Annotated in this window: 18 protein-coding genes; 11 read left to right on the top strand and 7 right to left on the bottom strand. The window is 69.2% G+C overall.

Annotation, left to right across the window (positions count from 1 at the left end; genetic code table 11):
• Positions 1–90: 90 nt before the first annotated feature.
• From AB0I73_RS12365 to AB0I73_RS12325, 9 genes are all read left to right on the top strand, one after another.
• Positions 91–414 carry a hypothetical protein gene (locus tag AB0I73_RS12365; protein WP_363036441.1) on the top strand — a complete coding sequence of 108 codons (324 nt, stop codon included), beginning with the start codon at positions 91–93 and terminating at the stop codon, positions 412–414.
• Positions 411–1,766, top strand: a complete 1,356-nt coding sequence (locus AB0I73_RS12360) for a hypothetical protein (protein WP_363036439.1) — start codon at positions 411–413, stop codon at positions 1,764–1,766. Before AB0I73_RS12365 ends, AB0I73_RS12360 begins: the two co-directional genes overlap by 4 nt.
• Positions 1,741–2,505 (top strand): hypothetical protein, encoded by a 765-nt coding sequence (locus tag AB0I73_RS12355; protein WP_363036437.1) that lies wholly within the window; start codon positions 1,741–1,743, stop codon positions 2,503–2,505. Before AB0I73_RS12360 ends, AB0I73_RS12355 begins: the two co-directional genes overlap by 26 nt.
• Positions 2,502–3,149: a hypothetical protein gene (locus tag AB0I73_RS12350; RefSeq protein WP_363036435.1), complete on the top strand. Its 648-nt coding sequence runs from the start codon at positions 2,502–2,504 to the stop codon at positions 3,147–3,149. Before AB0I73_RS12355 ends, AB0I73_RS12350 begins: the two co-directional genes overlap by 4 nt.
• A gap of 59 nt (positions 3,150–3,208) precedes the next feature.
• A complete protein-coding gene (locus tag AB0I73_RS12345; protein WP_363036433.1) occupies positions 3,209–4,096 on the top strand; it encodes an LLM class flavin-dependent oxidoreductase in 888 nt (295 codons plus the stop codon).
• Between the two features lie 701 nt (positions 4,097–4,797).
• Positions 4,798–5,571, top strand: a complete 774-nt coding sequence (locus AB0I73_RS12340) for an isoprenyl transferase (protein WP_363036431.1) — start codon at positions 4,798–4,800, stop codon at positions 5,569–5,571.
• A gap of 291 nt (positions 5,572–5,862) precedes the next feature.
• Positions 5,863–7,188: a PhoH family protein gene (locus AB0I73_RS12335; RefSeq protein WP_109376775.1), complete on the top strand. Its 1,326-nt coding sequence runs from the start codon at positions 5,863–5,865 to the stop codon at positions 7,186–7,188.
• Between the two features lie 560 nt (positions 7,189–7,748).
• Positions 7,749–8,474 carry a transglycosylase SLT domain-containing protein gene (locus AB0I73_RS12330; protein ID WP_363036429.1) on the top strand — a complete coding sequence of 242 codons (726 nt, stop codon included), beginning with the start codon at positions 7,749–7,751 and terminating at the stop codon, positions 8,472–8,474.
• A gap of 154 nt (positions 8,475–8,628) precedes the next feature.
• Positions 8,629–10,086: an AI-2E family transporter gene (locus AB0I73_RS12325; RefSeq protein ID WP_363036427.1), complete on the top strand. Its 1,458-nt coding sequence runs from the start codon at positions 8,629–8,631 to the stop codon at positions 10,084–10,086.
• 102 nt (positions 10,087–10,188) lie between these two features.
• Here AB0I73_RS12325 and AB0I73_RS12320 read toward each other — a convergent pair whose 3' ends face one another.
• Positions 10,189–10,722 carry an alkyl hydroperoxide reductase gene (locus AB0I73_RS12320; RefSeq protein WP_363036425.1) on the bottom strand — a complete coding sequence of 178 codons (534 nt, stop codon included), beginning with the start codon at positions 10,720–10,722 and terminating at the stop codon, positions 10,189–10,191.
• Positions 10,723–10,728: 6 nt separating this feature from the next.
• Positions 10,729–11,283: a peroxiredoxin gene (locus tag AB0I73_RS12315; protein WP_109376779.1), complete on the bottom strand. Its 555-nt coding sequence runs from the start codon at positions 11,281–11,283 to the stop codon at positions 10,729–10,731.
• 133 nt (positions 11,284–11,416) lie between these two features.
• Here AB0I73_RS12315 and AB0I73_RS12310 point away from each other — a divergent pair, with 133 nt between their 5' ends.
• A complete protein-coding gene (locus AB0I73_RS12310) occupies positions 11,417–12,424 on the top strand; it encodes a LysR substrate-binding domain-containing protein (RefSeq protein WP_363036422.1) in 1,008 nt (335 codons plus the stop codon).
• 46 nt (positions 12,425–12,470) lie between these two features.
• Here the strand turns inward: AB0I73_RS12310 and AB0I73_RS12305 are convergent, their stop codons facing one another.
• The 5 genes from AB0I73_RS12305 to AB0I73_RS12285 all read right to left on the bottom strand — a co-directional run bounded on the left by AB0I73_RS12305 (position 12,471) and on the right by AB0I73_RS12285 (position 17,428).
• Positions 12,471–14,786: an FtsX-like permease family protein gene (locus AB0I73_RS12305; RefSeq protein ID WP_363036601.1), complete on the bottom strand. Its 2,316-nt coding sequence runs from the start codon at positions 14,784–14,786 to the stop codon at positions 12,471–12,473.
• 86 nt (positions 14,787–14,872) lie between these two features.
• Positions 14,873–15,562, bottom strand: a complete 690-nt coding sequence (locus AB0I73_RS12300; protein ID WP_363036420.1) for an ABC transporter ATP-binding protein — start codon at positions 15,560–15,562, stop codon at positions 14,873–14,875.
• On the bottom strand, positions 15,559–16,083 hold the full coding sequence (locus AB0I73_RS12295) for a PadR family transcriptional regulator (RefSeq protein ID WP_279334159.1): 525 nt from the start codon (positions 16,081–16,083) through the stop codon (positions 15,559–15,561). The genes AB0I73_RS12300 and AB0I73_RS12295 overlap by 4 nt, the downstream gene beginning before the upstream one ends.
• 143 nt (positions 16,084–16,226) lie before the next feature.
• Entirely contained in the window at positions 16,227–16,496 is a 270-nt protein-coding gene (locus AB0I73_RS12290; protein ID WP_363036418.1) for a hypothetical protein, read from the bottom strand.
• On the bottom strand, positions 16,493–17,428 hold the full coding sequence (locus tag AB0I73_RS12285) for an SPFH domain-containing protein (RefSeq protein WP_363036416.1): 936 nt from the start codon (positions 17,426–17,428) through the stop codon (positions 16,493–16,495). The genes AB0I73_RS12290 and AB0I73_RS12285 overlap by 4 nt, the downstream gene beginning before the upstream one ends.
• 271 nt (positions 17,429–17,699) lie before the next feature.
• Between AB0I73_RS12285 and AB0I73_RS12280 the strand changes: the two genes are divergently transcribed.
• The gene (locus AB0I73_RS12280; RefSeq protein WP_363036415.1) at positions 17,700–19,991 is read left to right on the top strand and encodes a transglycosylase domain-containing protein; all 2,292 of its coding nucleotides are present in this window, start codon (positions 17,700–17,702) and stop codon (positions 19,989–19,991) included.
• Positions 19,992–20,041: the final 50 nt, after the last annotated feature.

The raw sequence follows: 20,041 nt of genomic DNA, 5'->3' as shown, positions 1-20,041 counted from the left end.
ACGAGGGCCCTGTTCTGCGGGAGCGCTACGAAAGTCGGGGCTTCTCGTTCCTCCCGTTGGTGCAGGTGGAACGGGAGACGGGACGAGCCCATGGCTGAGCCGCGGTTGGTCGTTGACGGGGATGAACTCGGGCGGTTCATGAAGTCGCTGCGCAAGTCGTCGAGTTCGCTGCGGGGTGTGCGGCAGGCGCTCGCGGACGCGACCGTCACCGGGCTCGGTACGGACGATCTCGACCGGGCCTGCGAGCACTTCCAGGACGACTGGAAGTACGGAGCCGAGGAGATCGGCAAACAGACCGAGGACCTCGCCGAGATCATCGGCAAGAGCAAGGACAGCTACCTCGAAGTCGACAAGGCCCTGGAAGCCGCGCTTCAACGGGCCCGAGCCGGCGAGGGCGGGGGTGGCCGCCCGTGACCGTCACCCAGATCGACGACACCGGCGCGGCTCTCGATCCGAAGTCGAGGGCCGACCTCGGGAAACCCCAGGGGCTCAAGTCGGCGCCCCGCATCCCGTACCCCGACTATCCACACCTGGGGTTCAACCCCGTACCGGGGGACACCGAGACCATTCGCGGACTGCACAAGAAGCTGAGTGGTTGCGCGAAAGTCCTCGAGGACGCCCACGGACTGGTCACCAAGTTGCTGGACGGCAGCTATTGGAAGGGCGACGCCGCCGTCGCCTTCCGCGAACAGCTCGACGACGGTCCGTTGCCACTGAACCTGAGGAACGCAGCCCGGTCCATTCGTAAGGCGACCAAGCAACTGAGTTCCTGGGAAAAGGAGTTGGACGACTTTCAGCGGCGTGCGAAGCGACTGGAGAGCGATGCCGAAGAGGCGCAGGCCGCGGTGGACCGGGCGAAGGGGCGTGCTGTCGAGGCGGAGGACCACCCCGACCTTGAGAAGAAGGGGACCGGGGATGGTGCGGCACAGCGGGCACTGGCCCGCGCCAACGCCGAAGTCGAAGAGGCGCAGGCTGAACTCGACAAGGTCATCGGCAAGGCGAAGAGGCTGGCCGAGGAACATGAGTGTCAGGCCGGACACCGTGCGCAGAAGATCCGTGATGCGACGAGGAAGCTGGCCCCTCATGAGCCAGGCATGTTCGACAAGGCACTCGACTGGCTGACGGACAACCTGCCGGACATCCTCAGTTTCGCGGCGGGCCTCATTGCTGTCGCGGCTCTCCTTCTCTCCGGTCCTCTGGGGTGGAGTCTGGCCACAGTGGCGATTCTCATGCTCACGTCCTCGGCGGTCAGTCTGACTGCCTTCACGCTGCGGCTTGCCGACCCTGAAGTGCGAATGTCTCTGTGGGACGGAATCCGGAATGGTGAGCTGGATGCCGACTTCTGGAGTAATGCGGTGTCGGTCGGCGCTGATTTTGTGGGATCTCTACCGGGGATCGGGGCAGTAGGCAAGGGCGGATACACCGGAATCCGAGCTGCCCTGAGCAGCACGACAGCGGTCACTCTCGGCGATCAAGTAGCGCTGGTCGGGGCGAAGACCATGGAAGAGTCAAGGGCTGTGGCTGACCTCGGGAACTCGCTGGTGGCCCGGGCTGTGCGAGGTAGCAGAAATCCCGAGACTTCAGCCAAGGTTGTGGAGGGGACGGCAGGTGTTGTTGGTATCGGTACTGCCGGTCTCGGCCTCCACAGCAAGCTGGTGGACGCAGATCACGATGGAGTAAAGAATGGCGCTGTAGCTGGTATCGATGGCTCCCGCCTCCTTCTGGACTCCGGGACGATCTATGGCCTCGCACGTCATCTTTTCTGACGTTTCTATGGTGAAAAGGGCGCAGATGGAAACGAGCGGTCACTCCCCTGCTTGGGATGCACCATCCACCCGCCGATCATGGTTGATGAGTCTGGTCATAAATGTCATCGAGTTGTTCGGTTGGGCTGGAGCCTGGGTGATCCTTCTGGGAATCTCCGCGCACGGCTCGGACTGGATTTTTTGGGTTCTCATGCCCTATTTCCCCTACGGACTTTATCGAGTGGTGATTCAGATTCGAGGGTTTCTGGTCATACTTAATATCTTGAGGGTTCTCCGTGAATATCCATGGCGGATCTATCATGAATTGGCGCGAGGAATTGATGATCATCCGGATGCGGAGAATTCTGGGATCTGGATTGGGTTTCCCGATCCTGTGGGTGGCGAAGGGGTAGAGATCCCCATGACGTTCGTCAAGCATCATCGGGCGTTCTGGTGGTTGCGGCGCATCGGTGGGCCGCGTACGAAGCCTGCGCTCAAGGCGCAACTGGAGCCTCTGTGGTTTGCGGGCGATCCGCGGTTCCTGGGTGTCGTGGCCGTGTCCTCCAAGGATGGGAAGACGCCGAAACGCCTGCATTTTCTCTATCAACCGTCGGCTTATGACGGGCGTGCCCCGCGCAGGAGTTGGGAGGGTGCGGACCCGGCTGACCTTGAACGTGCCCGTCGTGCCGGAGCGCGGTACGTAGACGCGTCCCCTCCTGCCGGCTCAGGTGTCAAGGGGAGCGAAGGGGCTGAAACTTGAGCGCACCCACAGTCATTCTCGATGCCTCGACCGCGGACCCTCTCGCCGAGTTGTGGTTCGTCGAACCAGCGGGTTTCCTCCCGCTGTCCTTGGACGCGCTGCTCCCCGAGCCGGATTCCCCGGCGGGGGACAGTTTGCGGGCCGCGGCCGCCCCGTTGGTCGACGCTGCTCCTGACGAGGCTGCTCGCCAGCAGTTCATTGCGGCCTTTGCTGCTGGTCAGCAGCTTCTGGCTGCCCTTCGGGAAGTCGGTACGGTGCACTGTTCTGTGGGGTTGCATCGGGATGATGTCGGTGGGGCGGGCGAGTTGTTGTTTTCGCTCTTCACGGTTTCCTGGCGGGAGACCGCCCCCGCGCCCAGGGGTGTCACGGCGGCGCGTGCCGTGGCGTCCGATGGTGGGCATGTGCAGGTCGAGTTCGTCGAGTTGGCCGCCGGACCTGCTTCGTTCAGCGAGGTGGGTTCCACACCGGCAAGCGGGAGTGGTCTGCCGCGGCGTCCGCTGCTTCAGATGCATGCCCATCTGCCGCACCCGGACTGCCGACGGCTCGCCGTGCTCACGCTCACCACCACGGCTCCGGCCCGGCGCGCGGAGTACCGGGCGATTCTGCGGGTGATCGCCGAGAGCGTCAGCTTTGAAAGGCCGTAGAGGGGAGAGGGGGCCGGCCGGGTGTGGGCGGCTGGGGCCCGCCGGGTAGGTACAGCCCCATGACCACACTTGGTGCTGTGTTCCGGCCGCAGTTGGCTCCTGAGCGGCTTCGGGCCGTTGTTCGTCGTGCGGAGGATTCCGGGCTGGGTGAGTTGTGGTTGTGGGAGGACTGTTTCCGGGAGGGCGGGATCTCCACGGCTGCTGCCGCGCTGGCCTGGACGGAGCGGGTGCGGATCGGGGTCGGGCTGCTCCCCGTGCCGTTGCGGAACGTCGCCGTCACCGCCATGGAGGCCGCCACCCTGCACCGGATGTTCCCCGGGCGAGCCGTGCTCGGTGTCGGGCACGGGGTGCAGGACTGGATGGGGCAGGTCGGGGCGCGGGTCGAGTCGCCGGTGACGCTCCTGCGGGAGCATCTCGTGGCGCTGCGGGCCCTGTTGCGCGGGGAGCGGCTCACCATGGAGGGGCGGTACGTCAGGCTCGACGACGTCGCCCTCGACTGGCCGCCCGAGGGGGCCGTCGACGTGCTGGCCGGGGCCACCGGGCCGCGTACCCTGCGGCTCACCGGTGAGGTCGCCGAGGGCACTGTCCTTACCGCGTCCACCTCACCCGAGGGTGTGCGGCGTGCCCGGCGGCTCATAGAGGAGGGGCGGGTGGCGGCAGGGCGGGGGGCCGGGCGGCACAAAGTCGTCGTCCACCTTCTCACCGCCACCGGGCCCGGCGCCCACGAGCGGCTCCGGGCCGAGCTGATCGCCGAAGGCGTCGGCTCCGAACCCGGTCTCGGTGTGGCCGGGGAGGCCGGCGCCGTCGCCGAGGCGGTCCAGCGGCTGGCCGAGGCGGGGGCCGACTCCGTGGTCCTCCAGCCGACGGGGGACGAGCCGGACCCGGAGGGGTTCGTGCGGTTCGCGGCACAGGAAGTGGCGCCGCGGGTGGGGGCGACGGTGTCGTAGGCGGTTTCTCCTCGATCGCCGTGTGGTTCGGTTCTAGGCCGTTGGTCGGGTTGTGTTCATGTCGCTGCGATTCGCGTGAGCAAAGCTGCGTGGGAGGGGTGCGCGGTGGAGGGGGCTGCGCTGTCCCTCCATCACTTTCATCGCCTCCGTCGCTTCGATCGGGGGCCGTTCTTCAGTCCGTTCTCTTCAGTCCGTCGCCCTGTCGTCCCGTCGTCTCGTCGTCCCGGCGGCAGGACGGGGTCAAGTGGGCTTTCCTGCTGGGGTCACCCGTCGGGGGGACGGCTGGAAGGGTTGGTGTGGTGGGGGCCGGTCGCGGGTGGGTCGCGCCACGCCGGGTGCGATGTCCGTGTATTGCCTGTTTTCTCCTGGAGGGAACGGCCTTGTTTCGGTCATCGAAGTGCCTGGAATGTGGGATTCCGTAGGCGTCGGGGCGTCGTCGGGTGGTTCCGGAGAGTAGTTGTGGCCCGCCGATGCGCGCAGCATCACTTACGAAGGGTTATGGTGGAAACCCCCCCTCGGGCCGGTCCGTATCCCCCCCACGGACCGGCCCGTTTTTCTGGGCCCTCCCCCCGCGGGGGTAGGCTTCGCGTCCGGGGGCCGCCAGAGGGACAGGATTCGCCCGCGGCCGAGAGCGTGCCGCATGCCGTGGATCGCGGCGGGTGCCGCTCCTGTCCGATCCGTACGGAGGGGCTGACGATCACGTGAACCTGCGCGACAAGCTGCGCGGCCTGCTGGTCAGGCTGTACGCGCGCCGGGTGGAAGGCCATCTGGACCCCGCTCAGGTGCCCAAGCACATCGGCGTCATCATGGATGGCAACCGCCGTTGGGCGAAGGCTTCCGGTTCCAGCACCGTCCACGGCCACCGGGCCGGCGCGGACAAGATCGGGGAGTTCCTCGGCTGGTGCACCGAGACCGACGTCAAGGTCGTCACGCTCTGGCTGCTGTCGACGGACAACTTCGACCGGCCGGAGGAAGAACTCGTCCCGCTCCTCGGCATCATCGAGGACGTCGTACGCGCTCTCGGCACCGACGGCCGCTGGCAGGTGCACCATGTCGGCACGCCCGACCTGCTGCCGTCCGGGATGCAGACCACGCTCAAGGAGGCCGAGGAGGCCACCGCGCAGGTCGACGGCATAGTGGTCAACGTCGCCATCGGGTACGGCGGTCGCCAGGAGATCGCCGACGCGGTGCGCTCCATGATGCTCGAGGCCCACGAGAAGGGCACCTCGATGGAGGAGCTCGCCGAGGCCGTCGACATCGACATGATCGGGCGTCACCTCTACACCAAGGCCCAGCCCGACCCGGACCTCGTCATCCGTACGAGTGGCGAACAGCGGCTGTCCGGATTCATGCTCTGGCAGACCGCTCACGCGGAGTACTACTTCTGCGAGGTCTTCTGGCCGGCCTTCCGCAAGGTCGACTTCCTGCGGGCCCTGCGTGACTACGCCGCTCGTCACCGGCGTTTCGGCGGCTGAGGCCGTCCCCGCGTAACGGGGAGTTCATCGGGGCGCCGTCGTACGGTCTGGCATGACGGCGATTGTTCGAGGGCATAACTCAGACAGGTCGACGCCCGAACCACGGGTGTCGGATCTCAGCGGGCGGCCCGGGGTCGTCCGCCCGGGAGGCCCTTTGCACCAGCCCGACCGTGCGGTCACGGCACGGACGAAGCAGCGGAGGGCCGGTTCTCGGCCCGTGCATCGGCGCCGTCAACCGGTCCAGCTCCGCTCCGTCGCTCCCCGACCTCTTCCGAGGGGGTACGTCCTTCCGTGGTGACCAGCACACAGCGCCACAAGCCCGACCGGCGCACCTACGTCATCGACACCAGCGTTCTGCTGGCCGACCCCAACGCCCTGAGCCGCTTCGACGAGCACGAGGTCGTGCTTCCCGTCGTCGTGGTGACGGAGTTGGAGGCCAAGCGGAACCATCCCGAACTCGGATACTTCGCCCGGCAGGCGCTGCGCCTGCTCGACGACTACCGGGTGAGGTACGGCCGCCTCGACGCCCCCCTTCCGATCGGGGACCTCGGCGGAACCCTGCGTGTCGAGCTCAACCACTCGGACCCCGGCGTGCTGCCCAGTGGCTACCGCCTGGGGGACAACGACTCCCGCATCCTCGCGGTCGCCCGCAACCTGCAGGCCGAGGGGTTCGACGTCACCGTGGTGTCGAAGGACCTCCCGCTCAGGATCAAGGCGTCCTCCGTGGGCCTCCTCGCCGAGGAGTACCGTGCGGAGCTCGCCGTCACGGACGCCTCCGGCTGGACCGGGATGTCCGAACTGAACCTGCCCGCCGAGCAGGTGGACGTCCTCTTCGAGGAGGGGCACATCCACGTGCCCGAAGCGGCCGACCTGCCCGTGCACACGGGGCTGACCATCCAGTCCGAGCGCGGCAAGGCGCTCGGCCGGGTCACGCCCGAGGGCGATGTCCGTCTGGTGCGCGGCGACCGGGAGGCGTTCGGCATCAAGGGCCGGAGCGCCGAGCAGCGGATCGCGCTCGACCTGCTGCTCGACCCGGACGTGGGGATCCTGTCCCTGGGCGGCCGGGCCGGCACCGGCAAGTCGGCGCTGGCGCTGTGCGCGGGCCTGGAGGCGGTGCTGGAGCGCCGACAGCACCAGAAGGTGATGGTCTTCCGTCCGCTGTACGCGGTGGGCGGGCAGGAGCTCGGCTATCTGCCCGGCAGCGAGGCCGAGAAGATGAGCCCCTGGGCGCAGGCCGTCTTCGACACGCTGTCGGCGGTCACCAGTCGTGAGGTCATCGAGGAGGTCACCGCGCGCGGCATGCTGGAGGTCCTGCCGCTCACCCACATCCGGGGCCGCTCGCTGCACGACGCGTTCGTGATCGTCGACGAGGCGCAGTCACTGGAACGGAACGTACTGCTGACCGTTCTGTCCCGAATCGGCGCCAACTCGCGGGTCGTCCTGACCCACGACGTCGCCCAGCGGGACAACCTCCGGGTGGGCCGGTACGACGGTGTGGTCGCCGTCGTCGAGAAGCTGAAGGGGCATCCGCTCTTCGCGCACGTGACCCTGAACCGGTCCGAGAGGTCCCAGATCGCCGCCCTCGTGACCGAAATGCTGGAGGACGGGCAGCTCTGACACGTCCACTCCTGATATGAACCTGATCCGACCCTGATGGGCCGTCCGGGTTCTATCGGGCATGTCGAGGCCTATCCGGCCCATTGGGGCGATAGGCCGGGAGAGTCCTTCGAAGGGCCCTGTGGGTCAGGTGGGTCCTTTTTGGTCCTGTCTCCGAACGGGGTTCGACAGCACGGCAGTTGGCGCCGTCCGGAAAGGCGAAGAGCCTAGCCGGGCGGCGTCGGCGTGCGTGCGGCTTTCCGGGAATCTCCAGGGACAAACGAGATGTGAGCTTTCACACGCGTGATGGAATTGCCTCGCGCCTCCGGATTACGGCAGAGTCTCACTCCTGTCAGGCCCCGCATGCGACACAGCCTCACCCCCAGCGGTGAGGCGCCACACAGGCACCAGCGCCAACTGCATAGCGTCGTCGTATGCCGCCCGAGCACCACGTGGCGCTCCCGTTCGGGAGTTGCCCACCGGGCCCGTGCCTTCCGTGACCCGAGTTGGGGAGGCCAGTGCCAGGGGCACGATTGCGTCCGCGAGGGTCACCGAAGCGGTCGATGCTGGAAGGAAACCGTGTGAGCCGGATTTCGGTCCGGGGATTCGCAGTGGCCTCGGCCACGGCGGTCACCGCTGTCGGAAGCGTCGTCGGTGTTGCGTCGGGCAGTACCGCGCAGACCAACGACGACCTCGAGGCGACGGCAGCCGGCACCACGCTGCTCGCGGACATCCCCGCGGGCCAGCAGGCCCAGGTGCAGACCGCATCCCTGACGCAGCAGGCCGAAACCATGGCCATCGCCGCGGACACGAGTGCCAAGAAGGACGCGGAGGAGGCAGCCCGCAAGGCCGCCGCCGAGACCGCGATCGCCAAGAAGAAGGAAGCCGCCGAGCAGGCGGCCAAGGAAGCCCAGGCCGCGAAGGAGGCCAAGGAGCGCGCGGAGGCCGAGAAGGCCGCCAGCCGCGCCAAGACGGCGTCCGCCTCCGCCTCCGACTTCGCGGTCCAGAGCTCGTACACCGTCTCCCAGGTCCAGGCGATGGCCCGGCAGATGATTCCGGGCGACCAGTTCCAGTGCTTCAGCAACATCGTGCAGCGCGAGTCCACCTGGAACTACAAGGCCATGAACCCCTCCTCCGGTGCCTACGGCCTCGTCCAGGCGCTGCCGGGCTCCAAGATGGCCTCGGCCGGCGCCGACTGGCAGACCAACCCGGCCACCCAGATCAAGTGGGGCCTCGGCTACATGAACGAGCGCTACGGCAGCCCCTGCGGCGCCTGGTCGTTCTGGCAGGCCAACCACTGGTACTAGGCTTCCCGGACCGTGCCGTACCCACCGTCCCGCGGTCCCGCTCAACCTCGGCAGAGCCCCACACCGTCCTCAAGGTGTGGGGCTTTCGCCATGTACGGTCGGAGCGACGACTCCAGGGGGAGTGGTGGTGCGGAACGGGGGCAGGGGACGGTTCATGTCACGAGTGCCAGGATGGCTCGGCCGGGTCGGAGCCCGACTGACCGAAGTGAGCAGGCGCTTGGAAGAGCGCCGCGCCGAGATGGAACGGGAGAGCCGGGACGCTCCGGAGCACGCCGAGGCGATCGAGCCGACCGAACCGGCCGCCGCACCCGCCGACAGTGCCCCCGAGCTGCCGGGCGGCCACGTCCCCGCAGCCGATTCCGGGCACGCCTCTGTTCCGGCTCATGTCATATCCTCCCGCCCGGACCCCGCCCAGGCCGTGCCGTGGGGCGTGCGGGTCGCCGCCGAGGCCGGCTGGCGCCTGCTGGTGCTCGCGGGCACGGTCTGGGTGCTCATGCGGGTCATCGGCGCCGTCCAACTGGTGGTGCTGGCCTTCGTCTCCGCGCTGCTGATCACGGCGCTGCTGCAGCCGACGGTGGCCTGGCTGCGGCAGCTCGGGCTGCCGCGCGGCCCGGCCACGGCGCTGACCGCGCTGTTCGGGTTCGTCGTCATCGGCCTCATCGGCTGGTTCGTGACCTGGCAGGTCATGGAGAACATCGACCACCTCTCCGACCAGATCCAGGACGGCATCGACGAGCTGCGCAACTGGCTGCTCAACAGTCCCTTCCACGTCACCGACAAGCAGATCAACGAGATCGCCAAGAACCTGCGTGAGGCGGTCGGCGCCAACACCGAGCAGATCACCTCGGCGGGCCTGGAGGGCGTGACCGTCGTCGTCGAGGCGCTCACCGGCATCCTGCTCGCGGTCTTCTCGACGCTGTTCCTGCTCTACGACGGCAAGCGCATCTGGGAGTGGACGCTGAAGCTGGTGCCCGCCGCCGCCCGCCCGGGTGTCGCCGGTGCGGGGCCGGCCGCGTGGCGGACGCTGACGGCGTATGTGCGCGGCACGGTGATAGTGGCGCTGATCGACGCGATCTTCATCGGCCTCGGCATCTACTTCCTGGACGTGCCGATGGCGGTGCCGCTCGCCGTCTTCATCTTCCTGTTCGCCTTCATCCCGCTCGTCGGCGCAGTGGTGTCGGGGGCGCTGGCCGTCGTCGTCGCGCTGGTCACCCAGGGCGTGTTCACGGCGGTCATGACGCTGGTGGTGGTCCTGGCGGTGCAGCAGATCGAGGGCCACATCCTCCAGCCGTTCATCCTGGGCCGCGCGGTGCGCGTCCATCCGCTCGCGGTGGTGCTGGCGGTCGCGACCGGCGGGATGGTGGCCGGGATCGGCGGTGCGGTGGTCGCCGTACCGCTGGTCGCGGTGACGAACACCGTCGTGGGCTATCTGCGCGCGTACTCGCGGGAGGCGCCCGTACGTCTCGCCCCCGAGCCCCGGGGCGCCACGGCGGTTTCGGCGGCCATGAGCCACCACGGGCCGCCGGAGCCCCCGGTAACGGAGGTGCCCCCGGCCCCGCCGGAGCCGCCGGCCCCGCCGGGGCCGGTTCTGCCGGAGGACACGCGGGGGTAGTGCGGGAGGGGCACGGCGGTGGTGCACGACAGCGGGCCCGGTCACCGTCGTGGTGATCGGGCCCGCTGCGGATGAGGAGGGAGGGTCCGCGGAGTTACGGAGTTACTCCGAGAGAACCGCCTCCGCGTCCAGCGTGGCGGCGACGGCCTGGACCACCGCGGCGATCTTGAACGCCTCCTGGATGACCTCGCGTTCGACGCCGGCCTTGCGCAGGACCTGCTCGTGGGAGTCGAGGCACTGTCCGCAGCCGTTGATCGCGGACACCGCGAACGACCAGAACTCGAAGTCGACCTTGTCGACGCCCGGGTTGCCGATGACGTTCATCCGCAGGCCGGCGCGCAGCGTGCCGTACTCGTCGTCCGACAGCAGGTGACGGGTGCGGTAGAAGACGTTGTTCATCGCCATCACCGCGGCGGCGGCCTTCGCCGCCGTGTACGCCTCGGGCGACAGGTTCGCCTTCGCCTCGGGCTCCAGCTCGCGCAGCACGATGGCCGAGCGCGAGGCGATCGCGGTCGACAGCACCGTGCCCCACAGTTGCTGGGCGGGAAGGTCGGAGTTGCCGATGACCGAGCCCAGGTTGAGCTTCAGGTCCTTGGCGTAGTCCGGGAGGCGGGACTTGAGGGAGTCGAGCGACATGTCAGGTCACTCCCCGGCCAGCAGTGCGACCGGGTCCAGGGTCTCGTCGCCCTTGGACCAGTTGCACGGGCAGAGCTCGTCGGTCTGCAGGGCGTCCAGGACCCGCAGGACCTCCTTGGGGTTACGGCCGACGGAGCCGGCGGTCACCATGGTGAACTGGATCTCGTTGTTCTGGTCCACGATGAACACGGCGCGCTTGGCGAAACCGTCCTCGCCCTCGATGCCGAGGTCGCGCATCAGCTCGTGCTTGGAGTCCGCCATCATCGGGAACGGCAGGTCACGCAGGTCGTCGTGGTCCTTGCGCCAGGCGTGGTGGACGAACTCCGAGTCACCGGAGAAGCCGAGGATCTGGGCGTCACGGTCGGCGAACTCGTCGTTCAGCTTGCCGAAGGCAGCGATCTCGGTCGGGCACACGAAGGTGAAGTCCTTGGGCCACGCAAAGATGATCTTCCACTTGCCCTCGTAGGTCTTGTGGTTGATCGTGTCGAACTCCTTGCCCTTCTCCAGCGAGACACAGGCCGTCAGTTCGAACTCGGGGAACTTGTCACCAACAGTGAGCACAGGCTCTCCTTGCAGCGAGGAAACACCCGGATTGCAGGGTTTTCCCATGGGTTGGACGTGATTGATGTTGGCACAGGGTGCATTGATTAGTGAAATAGCTACAATCGGTCAGGTTGATCGGAGGAACCTATGAGTGACCGTGGGTAATCGGCGTAGACGGCAGCCCAGCCTGGCGCAGCTGCGCGCGTTCTCCGCGGTGGCCGAGCATCTGCATTTCCGGGACGCCGCCGCGGCCATCGGGATGAGTCAGCCCGCGCTGTCGGGGGCCGTGTCGGCACTGGAGGAGACGCTGGGTGTCACCCTCGTGGAGCGTACGACGCGCAAGGTGCTGCTCTCGCCCGCCGGTGAGCGCCTCTCGGTGCGGGCCAAGGCGGTGCTGGAGGACGTCGAGGCGCTGATCGAGGAGGCGGAGGCGCTGCGTGCACCGTTCACCGGGGTGTTCCGGCTCGGGGTGATCCCGACGGTGGCGCCGTATCTGCTGCCCACCGTCCTGCGGCAGGTCCGCGTCCGCTATCCGCACCTCGACCTCCAGGTGTACGAGGAGCAGACCGCGAGCCTGCTGGAGGGGTTGGCCGTCGGTCGGCTGGATCTGCTGCTCCTCGCCGTGTCGGCCCCGGCAGCGGAGGCTTCCCCGGCTGCGAGCGGGTCCGGGCGGGGGTATTCGTACGGGACGCCGGGCGTGACCGAGATGCCGCTGTTCGACGAGGACTTCGTGCTCGTCACACCGCCGGACCACCCGCTCGGCGGTCGGGTGCGGCTTCCCCGTGCGGTCCTGCGCGAGCTGAACCTGCTCCTGCTCGACGAGGGGCACTGCCTGCGCGACCAGGCCCTCGACATCTGCCGCGAGGCGGGCCGCGCCGGGGTCGCGGCCACCACGACGGCGGCGGGACTGTCCACGCTGGTGCAACTGGTGGCGGGGGGCCTCGGCGTGACCCTGCTGCCCCGTACCGCCGTCGAGGTCGAGACCAGCCGCGCCGGCCGCCTGCGCACCGCGTGCTTCACCGACCCGGCCCCCTCCCGCCGTATCGCCCTCGCCATGCGCACGGGCGCGGCCCGCACCGCGGAGTACGAGGAACTGGCGGCGGCCCTCCGGGAGGCGATGGCGGACCTGCCGGTACGGATCGTCCCGGATGCCGCCTGACCACCGCGCCCGCCCCGCCCCGTGGTGCGGGGCGGGGCGGACCGGGTCACTCCGTGCGGAGGCCGTCCGGGCGCATCATGCGCAGCAGGGGCGGCAGGCTCAGCAGGGTCACCGCCAGGACGACGCCCGCACCGATGCCGGTCATCTGGAACAGGCTCGCCCAGTCCACCCGTACCGAGGTCCCGGCCATCCGCAGCAGGACCGCACCCAGCGCGACGCCCACCGTCGCGGCCAGCGTCAGCCCCAGGCCGATCGGGACGGCCGTCTGCCACAGCACCGACAGGCTCAGGGTGCGCCGCCGGGTGCCGAAGGCGACCAGCGCCGACAGCAGTTTGCGGCGTTCGCGCAACTGCTCCAGCTGGGAGACCAGCAGGCTCGCCCCGATCAGCACCAGGACGCAGACGGCGCCGACGAACAGGCCGGTACGGATGGATTCGTAGGTATCGGAACGCTTGGTGGCGGTCCACGTGAACATGTCCGTCAACGGGTCGATCGCGGCGGCCGTGTTGCGGACATGCTCCATGGCGTACGGCACCGAGTCGTCGACCGCGAGGTAGAGCTCGCCGGAGAGCGCGTCCGTCACCCCGGCCGTCACCGCGCCCGGGGTCAGCAGGAAGCCACCGCGCTCATTGCCCGCGGGGTCAGGAACGGACCGGGCCTGCTTGACACCCGTGGGGACCGTCCAGCGGACGTCCTCGCTGTAGCCGGAGGCGGTCGAGGGGTCGGACACCTCGAAGTGGAGTTCCCGGCCCGGCCGGTTCAGCGCAGCGGTGCCGGTGTCGAACTCGGGGCCCGCCACTGCGAACACGTCGCCGTCACCGCACGAAGGGAGTTCCGCCACCGTGCGCAGGGTCACGCAGTCGGCGACGGTCACGGCGGCGGTTTCGCCCGGCTCCTGTCCCCAGGGCCGGTCGGCGACGTAGCCGTAGGACACCGCGTAGACCTTGCTCACCCCCTTGGTGTCCGACAACTTCTCGGCGGCGGGGGCGATTTCCTGGCCGTCCGGCAGTCTCACCTGCGCCTGGGCCAGCGCCACGTCGAGCCCGGTGTCCTCGGTGTAGTCGCCCTCGACGCCGACGAACAGCATCTGGAGCGCGATCGCGCCGGCCACCGCCACCGCGATCCCGTTGACCGTCCGGGCCGCCATGCCGCTGCTGAGCTGAAGCCGGCGTACCGCCAGTTGCCACGACAGGCTGCCCCCGCCGAGCCGGAGGACGACGGTCTCCACGATCCACGGCAGCAGCGCGGTGACCCCGATGAGCAGCAGCAGGACGCCACCGGCGACCAGGTACTCGTTGAACTCCCCGTTCTCGCGGCCCTGTCCGACCATGGGGTAGAGCATCGCGGTTCCGGCCAGCGGCAGCAGCAGCCGCCACCACAGCCGGCGTCGGGCCGGTCGTGCCGTGCGGACCACGCCCAGCGGTTCGATGACGACCCCGCGCAGCGCGAGCAGCGTCACCAGCACCGCGGCGGCCGGAACCGCCACCGCGACCAGCAGTGCCAGCAGCGGCGAGGGGTTCAGATAGCTCGGGAACACGCTGACGCCGAACACCTCGAAGGAGGCGGCGACCTCCCGTCCGAACAGGAAGAAGACCGTGCCGAGGGCCAGTCCGAGCAGCGACCCGGCGAGCGCCTCGCCCGCCGCGATCCGCCGGGTGGCCGAGGCATCGGAACCGATCAACCGCAGCGCCGCCAGCCTGCGGTCGCGCCGTTCCCCGCCGAACCGCACGGCGGTCGCGATGAACACGGCGACCGGCGTCAGCAGCACCACGAAGACGACCAGGACCAGGAGCATGAGCACCGGGTCGTTCTCCTCCTCGGAGACCTGCCCGTCAGGGGTGCCGAAGAAGTCGAGGCGCACCGCCGACGAGTTGATCTCTCCGGCGAGTTCCGTGCCGCCCGCGTAGTAGGCGAGTTCCTGCGAACCGACGAGCCCCTGCTCGCCGATCGTCCCCGTGATGTCGTACGGCAGCCGCTCACGCAGCAGGCCCGTGTCGTCCGACGCGAGCAGGTCCTTCAGGGCGGGGGAGACGATCATCTCGCCGACCGCGGGGAAGTCGCTCAGACCCGGAGGCAGGGGGGCCTTCGGGCCTTCCGGCTCCATCAGCCGGCCGCGGATGTGCTGGTCGCGGAAGTAGGTGTCGGTGCGCGCGACGAGCAGCGTGTCGTCGGCCTCGGGCAGGACCTCCCCGCTGAACGGCCAGTCGAGCCGGGCCTCCTCCCGCCGGTCCCGCTCCGTCAGTACACCGGGCAGCGCGGCGGTGAGCAGCAGCAGTGCCACCCCGAGGCCGACGCCGACGCCGGTGAGCAGGGCCCGGACCCATCCCTCACGTCCGCCGGCCAGGGCGAACCGCAGGCCCATGCCCAGGTCCCGGGCCACGGCCCGGACCTTCGACCCGTTGCGGGCAGCGGGCGGTCGCCCCTCCGTCCCGCCGGAGTGCGTCCCGCTCATACGGCGTGCTCCATGTCCCGGGACTTCCCGTCGCGCACGACGATCTCGCGGTCGGAGTACGCGGCGACCCGTGCCTCGTGGGTGACGAGGACGACGGCGGCGTTGGTGGAGCGCGCGGCGTCGGTGAGCAGTTCCATCACGCGCTCGCCGTTGAGCGAGTCCAGCGCGCCGGTCGGCTCGTCGGCGAACAGCACCCGCGGGCCGGTGACCAGCGACCTGGCCACGGCGACCCGCTGGCCCTGCCCGCCGGAGACCTCACCGGGCCGCTTCCTGCGCACGTCGTCCACCTCGAGGCGCTCGAGCCAGGACAGGGAGGCCCGCTCGGCCTCCTTGCGGGGCGTGCCGTTCAGCCGCATCGGCAGGGCGACGTTCTCCACGCAGGTCAGCTCCGGCACGAGTTGGCCGAACTGGAAGACGAAGCCGAACTCCGAGCGCCTGAGCCTGCTGCGCTCGGAGTCGTTCATCGCGGTCAGTTCGCGCCCGTCGTACGTGATGGAGCCGGAGTCGGGGGTGACGATCCCGGCGAGGCAGTGCAGCAGGGTCGACTTGCCCGACCCGGAGGGGCCCATCACGGCGACGACCTCGCCGGGGTGGATGGAGAACGCGGCGCCGTCCAGCGCGGTGGTCGGGCCGTACGCCTTGCGCAGGTCCCGGGCGACGAGCAGGGATCCGGCGGGGATCGTCATCGGGTGACCGCCTCACGGAGCTTGTCGAGGCGCGCCGCGGTGAGCTCCAGCCAGCGCAGATCGGCCTCGAGATGGAAAAGGGCGTGGTCGCAGATGAGCTGGTCGGCCAGATCGCCCTGGCGTTTGCGCTCGGTGAGGACGCGCATGCCGCGCAGATGCGCGGAACGCTGCGTGTCGAGGATGTCGGCGGCGTCGCGGCTGGTGAGCAGCGCGAGGACCACCTTGGTGTAGAGCGTCGACTGGAGGTACGGCTCCGGCTTCTCCGGTGTGGCGAGCCAGCGCGCGACGTCGGTGACGCCGGCCTCGGTGATCGCGTACCGCTTGCGCTCGGGGCCGTCGCCGGCCTCGATGCCGTCGACTTCGACGAGTCCGTTCTTCAGCAGGCGGGACATCGTCGAGTAGACCTGGCCGTAGTGCAGCGGCCGGTCGTGACCGAACGTCGCGTCGAAGGCCCGCTTCAGGTCGTAACCGTGGCGGGGGCCGGACTCCAGGAGCCCGAGGAGGGTGTGACCGATGGACATGCGGAGGACTCTACACACGGTGTATACGCTCCGTGTATACGTCGCGCGTGCAGAGCGCCGGGGAGGGTGCGGAAGCCCAGGTGGGGGCCCATTGTCACGGTTCTGTCACCGGAGTGCCGTGGGTGCCGGACCCGGGCGGGGTGTCACCCGGACTTGGGCGGGTCGCCGGGGGGCCGGGTCGGTGGACGGCCTCGGCGGGGGAGGGGGCCCGCCTCGCCGGGGAGGCGGCCCGCCTCCGCGAGGGCGCGGCGCAGCAGGAACTCGATCTGCGCGTTGGCCGAGCGCAGCTCGTCGTTCGCCCACCGCGCCAGCGCCTCGTGCACCAGTGGGTCCAGCCGCAGCAGCACCTGCTTGCGCTGCTGCGGCCTGCGCCGAGGGGCCTTGCCCTCGGGAGGGTCGGAGGGGGTGGTCACTGGTAGAGGGACCCCGTGTTGAGGACCGGCTGCGCGGCGCGGTCGCCGCAGAGCACCACCATCAGGTTGGACACCATCGCGGCCTTGCGCTCGGGGTCCAGTTCCACGATGTCGTGCTCGGTGATCCGGGCCAGCGCCGTCTCGACCATGCCCACGGCGCCCTCCACGATCAGCTGCCGGGCCGCCACGACCGCGCCCGCCTGCTGCCGCTGGAGCATCGCCGAGGCGATCTCCGGCGCGTAGGCGAGGTGGGTGAAGCGGGACTCGATGATCTCGACGCCGGCCGCCTCCACCCGGGCGCGCAGCTCGACCGCGAGCTTCTCGGTGATCTCCTCGGCGTTGCCGCGCAGCGAGAGGCCGCCCTCCTCGTGGGCGTCGTAGGGGTACTCGATGGCGATGTGCCGGACGGCGGCCTCGGTCTGGGTGGAGACGAACTCGACGTAGTCGTCCACCTCGAAGGTGGCCTGCGCGGTGTCCTCCACCCGCCACACCACGACCGAGGCGAGCTCGATGGGGTTGCCGTAGGCGTCGTTCACCTTGAGGACCGCGGTCTCGTGGTTGCGTACGCGGGTCGAGATCTTGGTACGTGAGGTGAAGGGGTTCACCCAACGCAGGCCGTCCTGCCGGATCGTGCCCCGGTACCGCCCGAAGAGCTGGACTACGCGGGCCTCGCCCGGCGCCACCATGTTCAGCCCGCACATCGCGAGGAACGCGGCCATGGCGATCAGGATGCCGCTGACGATCAGCAGGGCCTTCGGTCCGTCCCCGGTGACCGCCGTGGCGCTGACGGCCAGTCCGACGCCGAGCAGCAGTCCGGTCAGTCCGAGTATCAGGGCCAGCCCGCCGCCGATGCTGTGCGCCGCCTTCTCCCGTACGCGTGGTGCCGGCATCTCCGGCACCACGGCCGTGACCTGCGCGTCCTGTGTGGACATGGGTGATCCCCCGCCTTTCGGGGCGCCCGCCGCACGGTCTTCGCACTGCTAGCGCCTGCCTATCCAAGTGATATCACTTTAACGGGTCACGGCAACCTTGGCCACCGCTCGCACGTCGGTTCCAGTGGGGCGGGTGCTGATTGTCACGTCCGTAAAGACCGGATCGGCGGCCGTTTGTCATACCTCCCGGTGTTAGCTTGCGGAGTTGACCAGAGGGACGAACCCGTGTGGCAGTAGCGCACACATGAACGAAGCGGAGCAGAGCGGACCCATGGGACGAGCGGAAGAACGACGCGCACGACAGCGCGGGGGGCACCGTGTGGCATCCGGGGGCCGTTCGTCGGGCGGGCAGGGCCGGGGCCGGATACGCCGCCTGTTCACCTGGAAGAAGATCCTCGGCACGTTCTTCGGGCTCTGCCTGCTCGGCATGGGCGCCTTCATCGTGCTGTACATGGTGATCGACATCCCCGAGGGGAACGCCGACGCCCAGGAGCAGAGCAACGTCTACAAGTACAGCGACGGCTCGATCATGGCCCGCGACGGCAAGGTCAACCGTGAGGTCGTCGAGCTGGCGCAGGTTCCCAAGCCGGTCCAGCGGGCCTTCGTCGCCGCCGAGAACAAGACGTTCTACAAGGACGCCGGCGTCGACCTCAAGGGCACCGCGCGCGGTGTGCTGAACACCCTCTCCGGCAAGGGCGCGCAGGGCGGTTCGACGATCACCCAGCAGTACGTGAAGAACTACTACCTGACCCAGGACCAGACGGTCTCCCGCAAGCTCAAGGAACTCGTCATCTCCCTGAAGCTGGACCAGGAGAAGTCCAAGGACTACATCCTCGCCGGCTACATGAACACCAGCTACTACGGTCGGGGCGCCTACGGTGTCCAGGCCGCCGCTCAGGCCTACTACGGCGTCGACAGCGAGGAGCTCACGGTCGAGCAGGGCGCCTACCTCGCCGCGCTCCTCCAGGCACCGAGCCAGTACGACTGGGCGGTCGCCTCGGAGACCGGCAAGAAGCTGGTCAAGAACCGCTGGAACTACGTACTGGACAACATGGTCGGGCAGGGCTGGCTGGACGGCTCCGAGCGGTCCGGCATGGAGTTCCCGGTGCCGGAGGCCCCCAAGGGCAGCCCGGGCATGGCGGGCCAGACCGGCTACCTGGTGGAGGCGGCCAACAGCGCCCTGAAGAAGCAGCTGGTCGCCGAGGGCGCCGTCGAGGACGCCAAGCAGGCCGACGCCCTGGTGGATCTCGGCGGCTGGACCATCACGCTCAACATCGACAAGAAGAAGCAGGCGGCGCTGGAGAAGGCGGTCAAGACCCAGCTCACCGACAAGCTGGACCCGAAGGAACGCGAGGTCGACGCCGACGTCCAGGCCGGCGCGGTGTCCGTGGATCCGAAGACGGGCGCGGTCGTGGCGATGTACGGCGGGGTGGACTACCTCAAGCACTACACGAACAACGCCACCCGCGCCGACTACCAGCCCGCCTCCACCTTCAAGCCGGTGATCCTGGCCGCCGCCGTCGAGGAGCAGGCCGAGACCCAGGACGGCGAGCCGATCACGGCCAACACCGTCTACGACGGCACCAGCAAGCGTCCCGTCGAGGAGAACGGCAGGAAGGTCGGGTTCGCCCCGGAGAACCAGGGCGACGTCGACTACGACGACGTCACCGTCCAGACGGCCATGAACAAGTCCGTCAACTCCGTCTTCGCGCAGATGGGCGTCGACATCGGGATGGAGAAGGTGATGGAGACCGCCGGCGAGCTCGGCATGGACGTCGAGAAGCTGGAGGCGGTGCCCGCCCAGACCCTGGGCTCGATGGGTGCGAGCCCGCTGGACATGGCCGGTGTCTACGCCACCCTCGACAACCACGGCAAGAAGACCACCCCGACGATCCTGAAGTCGGCGGAGCACCTCGACCGCACCGTCACCGTCCCGGAGGCGGTCGGCGAGCAGGTCATCAGCCGTGAGGCCGCCGACACCGTGACCTCGGTCCTGACCGGCGTGGTCGACGACGGCACGGCCCGCGTGGCCGTGCGGGACCATCCGCTGCGCGGCGGCCAGCAGGTGGCCGGCAAGACGGGCACCTCCGACAACAACAAGTCGGCGTGGTTCGCCGGCTACACCCCCGACCTGGTCACCGCGGTCGGCCTGTTCGGCGAGGACGACAAGCCCCCGCACCCGCAGGTCGAGATGTACGGCGCGGGCGGCGAGGACCGGGTCAACGGCGGTGGCTTCCCGGCGCAGATCTGGTCGGCTTACACCTTCGGCGTGATGGAGAAGACCAGCAGGTTCGACCTGGAGACCAGCCAGGGAGCGGCCGTCAAGCCGCCCCCGTCGCCGTCGTCCTCCACCCCGACGCCGTCGGACACGCCGACCGAGGAGCCGACGACCGAGGCGCCCACCACCGAGCCCCCGACCGAGGAGCCGACGACCGAGGCGCCCACCACCGAGCCCCCGACCGAGGAGCCGACGACCACGACGCCGACGCCTCCGCCCTTCACCCCGCCGACGATCGAGCCCCCGGAGGACCCGGGCCAGCCGACGGACCGCGCGCAGGAGTAGGCGGGGCGACGAAGAGGTGTGGGGCGCCCGGTGACAACACCGGGCGCCCC

The organism is Streptomyces sp. NPDC050388 (assembly GCF_040655635.1).
Lineage (GTDB): Bacteria > Actinomycetota > Actinomycetes > Streptomycetales > Streptomycetaceae > Streptomyces.
The sequence above is the reverse complement of the archived record's forward strand: the minus strand, read 5'-3'. Positions and strand labels throughout refer to the sequence as shown.

Coding starts and splice junctions, on each gene's coding strand:
- AB0I73_RS12365 (WP_363036441.1), top strand. CDS start 91: ATGGCTGAGCCGCGGTTGGTCGTTGACGGGGATGAACTCGGGCGGTTC.
- AB0I73_RS12355 (WP_363036437.1), top strand. CDS start 1,741: ATGGCCTCGCACGTCATCTTTTCTGACGTTTCTATGGTGAAAAGGGCG.
- AB0I73_RS12345 (WP_363036433.1), top strand. CDS start 3,209: ATGACCACACTTGGTGCTGTGTTCCGGCCGCAGTTGGCTCCTGAGCGG.
- AB0I73_RS12325 (WP_363036427.1), top strand. CDS start 8,629: ATGTCACGAGTGCCAGGATGGCTCGGCCGGGTCGGAGCCCGACTGACC.
- AB0I73_RS12320 (WP_363036425.1), bottom strand. CDS start 10,722: ATGTCGCTCGACTCCCTCAAGTCCCGCCTCCCGGACTACGCCAAGGAC.
- AB0I73_RS12305 (WP_363036601.1), bottom strand. CDS start 14,786: ATGGGCCTGCGGTTCGCCCTGGCCGGCGGACGTGAGGGATGGGTCCGG.
- AB0I73_RS12300 (WP_363036420.1), bottom strand. CDS start 15,562: ATGACGATCCCCGCCGGATCCCTGCTCGTCGCCCGGGACCTGCGCAAG.
- AB0I73_RS12295 (WP_279334159.1), bottom strand. CDS start 16,083: ATGTCCATCGGTCACACCCTCCTCGGGCTCCTGGAGTCCGGCCCCCGC.
- AB0I73_RS12285 (WP_363036416.1), bottom strand. CDS start 17,428: ATGTCCACACAGGACGCGCAGGTCACGGCCGTGGTGCCGGAGATGCCG.
- AB0I73_RS12280 (WP_363036415.1), top strand. CDS start 17,700: ATGGGACGAGCGGAAGAACGACGCGCACGACAGCGCGGGGGGCACCGT.